The 6,778-nt window shown below is 40.0% G+C and carries 4 protein-coding genes; all 4 read right to left on the reverse strand.

Features of this window, described 5'->3' with window-relative positions; translation table 11 throughout:
* Positions 1-43 precede the first annotated feature (43 nt).
* Positions 44-1,222, reverse strand: a complete 1,179-nt coding sequence (locus DWX84_RS18035; protein ID WP_005855634.1) for a site-specific integrase — start codon at positions 1,220-1,222, stop codon at positions 44-46.
* A gap of 188 nt (positions 1,223-1,410) precedes the next feature.
* Positions 1,411-1,911 (reverse strand): lipid-binding protein, encoded by a 501-nt coding sequence (locus DWX84_RS18040; protein ID WP_008771702.1) that lies wholly within the window; start codon positions 1,909-1,911, stop codon positions 1,411-1,413.
* Between the two features lie 43 nt (positions 1,912-1,954).
* Positions 1,955-3,427, reverse strand: a complete 1,473-nt coding sequence (locus DWX84_RS18045; protein WP_048928378.1) for a SusD/RagB family nutrient-binding outer membrane lipoprotein — start codon at positions 3,425-3,427, stop codon at positions 1,955-1,957.
* A gap of 27 nt (positions 3,428-3,454) precedes the next feature.
* Positions 3,455-6,628 (reverse strand): SusC/RagA family TonB-linked outer membrane protein, encoded by a 3,174-nt coding sequence (locus DWX84_RS18050; RefSeq protein WP_008778503.1) that lies wholly within the window; start codon positions 6,626-6,628, stop codon positions 3,455-3,457.
* Between the last annotated feature and the right edge of the window lie 150 nt (positions 6,629-6,778).

Consider the following 6,778-nt stretch of genomic DNA (forward strand, 5'->3'; position numbering starts at 1 on the left):
AATATCTTAATGATATTTTTCTCCTTTCTTATAAATCCACACTCTAGCCGAACTTCAATCGTGTCTCAATCTTCTCAAGATCGCGGACAATCGTCATATCCATGATATTGCTATAGATCTCAGTAGTACGAACGCTTTTATGCCCTAACAACTTTTGTACCGTAGTTATATTTGCTCCATTATATAATAATAAGGTAGCATTCGTATGCCGAGCCGTATGAAAAGAGACCTTCTTATCAATACTTGCCAATTGGCTGATTCGGCGTAATTGCTTATTCACGTTTGAATTAGAGGATAAGGGAACACCAAACAGGGTTCTCGGCGCATTCTTATATCGCTCATAGATAGGTAAAGATTTACCCTCGAACAAGAGGAATAGCGGCAAACGGACACTCACGTCTGTCTTCACCGATGAATAAACCAGCCAAACCTTATCATCAATAATCAAAAAGTTCTCTTTCGTTATACTTACTATGTCTGAGAAACGTAATCCCGTGTAGCAACTAAATAAAAACATATCCAGACACCGGCGCAATGTACGCTGCCCGTCCAGCTTTAAGTTTTCCAAACGGCCTAACTCCTCAGGCGTTAAATGAGTACGCTTACTCTCTTGATATTTAATCTTATATTTTCGAAATGGATATTTGTGCAACTCGAACAACTCCTTATTAATCGCCAAGTTGATATATCGTTTCAAATGCTTCATATGTTTAGCGATCGTATTTCGATGATACTCCTGCTTCAATAAGAAATATTCAAAATCGCATAAGAAATTGAAATTAATATCCTTAAACAGAACGTCCTTTTTATATAAGGATAGAACATGCAAAGTGGACAAATGGTTTTTTAATGTCGATTCTTTCAAATTACTATGTAAAATCTCCTCACGCATGAAAACAAGAAAAGAGGAAGACGTAGATGTCGAAGAAGCCTCCTCACGCAGATCCTTCAACGAAAAACCGTTATTCGCTTGTCTCTTCTCCAGCTCATCTCTCTCCAACTCCATAACATAGTTCTGAAGATACAGGTTTAACGCATCCATATTCGGATGATTCTTTATGGAACGTCTCTTGTTGTCCCATTGACAAGGTTTCACATAAACCTTCGTTGAAAAATACCTCTTTTGCCTATTCAAATAGGCCTCTACTTGAATCAAAGCTTTTCCTTCCGCATTCAATTGCTTTTTTCGATTAAACACTAAGTTGTAAATTACTTTTTCCATGATACATTTATATATTATCTGATTGTAAACACGAAGGAACAATAATAAGTTCTTTGTAGCACAATCTACAAACTAAAAGTTTGTTATCACGGATTACCAACTAATAAAAAACCATATATCAAAGTAAATAAAAAAGGCCTGCCAAATACATGGCAGGCCTCTCCTACTTTTCAAGATATTAAATCATATCAATAATCCTCACCTTCCCAACCTGTTTTACGGAATCCTTTAACCGTCATCGACTTTCCATTTTGAGTCAAGGTAAATTCAATGGCATCCACTTTTGTATTGGCTTGAGTAGTATAACCATCCACAATTACTTTACCAGAGATATTGAAGGTTACAGTAGAATTTATACCATCATCCGCATGGAGCAGATTAGCGATACCATCCCCATCAAAAGATTTAGAAGCTACATCACAATGAATCTTGCCACGTACTCCCCAGTCGTTTGTGGCAACACTCATTTTTATCCACATCTTATCCGTGGCATCATCAGTCGTATTGTAAGTATTGCAGGTCACACCTTCCGCCAAGACACCACCATCCTCACCTGTAACATTAACTACCCATTCGCCACATAAAGGGTAAATAGCCGTGTATTCTATCTCGTAATCACCATAAGTCTCACAAGAAGAAAAGGTGACCAACGCTAATAAGATAACCAGTAATTTATTTATCTGTTTCATATTCAAAAAGCTTTTCTGATTAATATACATTTATAACTCCCGTTTATTTATGCCACCATTGTTTTTCCGCTAACGGAACTACCGCCGGAGTATTAGGGTTATAGTCTGAAGATGACTTCGGATACAATAAACGACGAGGATATTCACCCGGAGCCAACGCAGAACCAATGCAAGGAGTCAACTGCCCCCAAATATATCCTTCCTCATCCACATGCTTTGTCCCTAAAACAGGAATACCGGTACGATTGATATCAAACCATGCGTCCCATGCTTGACAGCGAGTGGAAGCGATCCACTTCTGGGTCAAAATAGAGGTAAGCATTGAATTTTGGTCTGCACTATTGAAAGCATAAGGTGCACCTTCCGAAATAAACTCGGCAGCAGAATACCCCCAACGTTCAAACGCATAATTCACACCTTGCTCATAAGCCACTTTCGCTTTAGCCACATCATTCAAACGAGCGTAAGCTTCCGCTTGCAGGAACGCTACCTCAGCAGCAGACATAAAATAAACAGGATCCGTAGGACCTAGCTTAGCCACAGAGATCATACGAGTTGTTACCGCTACCGAGTTTGGGCGGTCACCATACTTCAAAGCTGTTGTCTCGCCGGAGCCATCCGTATTAGGTGAATAAAAATCATTTAAACGAGGATCCTCATATTTTTTCAAATAATCGCAAACCGTAGCGCACGCACGAATATTTACAGTTGAATTCAATTTACGACGGTCATTCTCATACAATGGATTTGATTTATTTTCCAAATCTTGAAAACAGTCCATCTTAGCGTCTACACTCAGCAAATCTCCTTCGTCAAGCAATGCCTTGATAGCAGCTTTATTCGTATCGAAATCACGCATCAACAATTTTAGCTTTAAACTCTTCGCAAATTGAATCCACTTATTCACGTCACCAGCGAACACCAAGTCTTGTTTTGTAACCGAAGGCAAACCACCTGCGGTAGCTTCCGCTTTTTTAGCGATAATCTCGTCCAACATCGCTAATAATCCCGGATAAACCACAGTCTTACTGTCATCATATTTCGGTGTAGTATTCTCATTCCCAAGAATAGCTTCTGTAAAAGGAATAGAGCCATAAGAGTCCACTAGGATATGATACATAAAGGCAGTCATAGTCTTACCCATTACCCAATAATTCCATTCTTGAGCCGATTCAGAGCTTTTGATAACCAAATCCAAGTCTGGCAGTGCTATTGAATAAGGTATAGACCACAAACGAGAATCGGATGCGTTAGTTATCGTATAGTTAACCAATGTATTATACTGGTTGGATGTATGTCCCTGCGTACATTGCTGAGACCACATGCTACCATATAATTCGTAAGTACCACCTACAATACTTGCTACTCCTGCGATACCAGAAGGAAGCAAAGTAGAAGAAGAGGCTTCCGTTGGATATTCCGGATTCTGGTTAATATCCAAATAATCGGAACAAGCTGTAGTCGCCATCAACAAGCAGCTAACCAGTCCTGTATATATTAAATTGTTTCTTTTCATACTATCTTTACTTTTTAAAGTTACTTATTATAATACGACTTTAATACCACCACCAAACGTACGGTTTGTCGGAGCCGCACCAAATTCACCAATTTCAGACAAGATGTCATTACCATAATTCGTACCTTCCGGATCTACGTAGTTGTTCTTTTTCGGGGTCCACATAAATAAATTACGTCCGATCAAACTAACTTGAACCATAGAGAATGGGGTTTGTTTCAACCATGCTTTCGGCAAAGAGTAAGAAAGTGTAATCTCTCTTAATTTCAAGTAATCTTTAGGTAAAATCCAATTTCTATACTGAGCGTAGTTGGAGGCGTTATTATAGTAGGTATTAACAGCGCTAGAAGCACCTCCCCAATGTACGATAGGTATATCATTCTCTACGTATTGACCATTTACGACTTTCACGGAATTAGGAACCACAAATGGTTCACGATTATTAAACACCGTATAAGTAGAGTTTCCGGCAAATGTAAGCAATTGAGAGGTATATGAATAGAACTCACCGCCATTACGCCAATCTAATACCGCTGATAAAGTAATCCCTTTCCATGTGAAATGCGTATTAAAGCCCATCAAGAAATTAGGAGTAGACGTTCCTACGATCTCTTTCTTGCTAGCATCAATTGTCGGCATACCGTTATTATCAACGATCACCTTACCATCATCGGTCGTGGCCAAAGCCGGAACCTTGAAAACGCCCAAAGGCTGACCTACTTCCGCAACGAAATCCACTTGATAGGAACTTGTCAATTTATACTCAGTTACATCATCCCATAACTCTTTCACCTCACTCCAGTTCTTACTGAAAGTAAAACCTAATCCCCACTCGAAATCTTTCGTACGAACAGGAATGCCATTCACTGCCAACTCGACACCTTGATTCGCAATCTTACCTACGTTGCGGGTCATAGACGTATAGCGAGACTCCGGAGCCAGACTAGCAGATATTATCTGATCTTTCGTACTCTTATTATAATAAGCAGCATCAATATCCAAGCGATTGTTAAACAGATGCGTTGTTAAACCGAACTCCCATTCTGTCGTGATCTCCGGACGAAGATCCATACTCGGCAAACGATTATACTCTGTCAAGCCTAATGTATTATTAATAGGTAAATATAAATCTCCAAAACCTAAACTGATTTGAGTCGGTGTAAAATAACTGCTAGTACGGTAAATCGGGGCATCGTTACCAGTCTGTCCCCAAGCTGCACGAACCTTCAAGAAATTCAGATAATCAGATTTCAAATCCTCAAACATATCCGTGATGATCAATGAAGTATTCACGCCACCATAGAAAAAGCTATTATTTCCTTGAGGTAAAGTAGATGACCAGTCGTTACGAATAGAAGCATTCACAAACCAGAAATTCTTGTAACCAAACTCACCTTGAGCGAACAAACCAACCAAACGGCGTCTATCAGAGTAAGTCGTAGTCATGGGCTTATCAACACCATTCGCTAGGTTAAACCATCCCGGTTGCTCCAAACCATACAGATAAGATTTCAAATAAGAACTCGTTTGTTGATTCAAGTTCCATCCAATCATACCATTCAAAGCGATATCCTCACCGATTTTATAATCCGCGTTTAAGAAAGCGGTCGCATCAATTTGCTCCACCTTGTCACGACGTTCCGTATAAGTACCGGGCTGCTGCTTCTTACCACCTAATTCACTCCAAGACCCTGAAGCGAAAGTCACTTTTTCATTCCATCTCTTTTGAGTAGCGTTCGTAAAGTCACCACCTAAACGTCCAACCGCCTTCAAACCTTTCATAATCTCAAAAGCAAGCTCGATCTTACCATAGACACGGTCGTCTTGATATTTATTACGATTATGATCTAACACCCAATATGGATTCTCCGCATAAGCTGTATAGAAGTTATCCGTATTAAAATAAGGATTCGTATAATCTTTCATTGAGCTAATATCTACATCCACGGCATGTTGCAAAATTTCAGAAAACATCGTTGCACCATCATCTCCTTGGCCAGCAGCAGCTTGTGTGATATCTTTACGGACATAGTTCAAGTTTAATTCCGCAGAAAAACGTTTATATTTCATATTACCTCTTAACGAGATTGTATTACGAGCATATGAATCAGCGTCACCCGGTAATACACCGTCAGACTTCACATTACCATAGGAGGCAACAAAACCAAGTTTATCATTACCCATACGAATCGAGACGTTATTATTCGTCTCAAAACCAGTTTCATAAAAATCACGAAGATTGTTCTTTACATACGAGAAAGGCTTAGAAAGCGGAGTTAATAAACCTTCTGAGCCGTCTGAGTAAGGTCCCCAGATATGATCACGACCATCCAAAACCGGTCCCCAAGAACCATTCTCCATAGGTCCGAAAGATCCCCATCCTTGTCCGAAACGATCTTGTGTTTGAGGAACACGCAATACGCTAGATCCCATAAATGAACCATCGTACGTAACAGAAAGCTTCTCAGCCCCAGCCCGTTTTGTTGTCACCATGATAACACCATTAGCAGCCCGGCTACCATAAAGGGCAGTAGCGGAAGCACCCTTCAAGACTGTTACAGACTCAACATCCTCTGGGTTAATGTCATTAGCTTGGTTACCAAAATCCACGGAGTTAGAGAAAGAATCCTCACCTTGGAAATCATTCATAATAGGCACACCATCCACCACATACAAAGGTTGATTAGCACTGAAAGAACTGATACCACGCACGATTACTTTCTGAGAAGAGCCTGTAGCACCACCGCTAGTAATATTCAAACCCGCAACCTTACCAGTCAAGCCTGACATCACTGATCCAGACTTAGCGGCATTCAAATCTTCACTCTTCACAGTAGAGGCTGCATAGCCCAACGCCTTTTCCTGCTTTTTCATACCAATCGCAGTTACGACAACCTCCTCAAGATTCTGGGTACCAGACTGAAGGACTACCCTCAACACATCTTGTACCGGAACCTCACGAGCAATCATACCCACATAAGAAATTACCAGAGTCTTCGCGGAACTTGGTACATCCAAACTGAACGCACCATCAAAATCCGTTACTGTTCCTGTAGTAGTACCCTTGACTATTACAGACGCACCAATAATCGGTTCACTGTCTTCGGCGGAAATAACAGTACCTGTCACTTTCCTCGTCTGAGCTGTGGCCAATCCAATGCCTAAAACTAGGCAAAGTAAAAGATAAGTCAACTTCTTCATAGACACACTCTTTTTTTGTTTAACTTACATATAATTAATTCGCAATAGATTTATAGCAACATGGAAATTAAGGTTCGGACAAATGCAAATGTAACAATAAATTTATTATAACAAATAAATAATCCTTAATTCCGCAACACTATTATAAAA

It is taken from the genome of Parabacteroides sp. AF21-43, assembly GCF_003635435.1.
Lineage (GTDB): Bacteria > Bacteroidota > Bacteroidia > Bacteroidales > Tannerellaceae > Parabacteroides > Parabacteroides distasonis.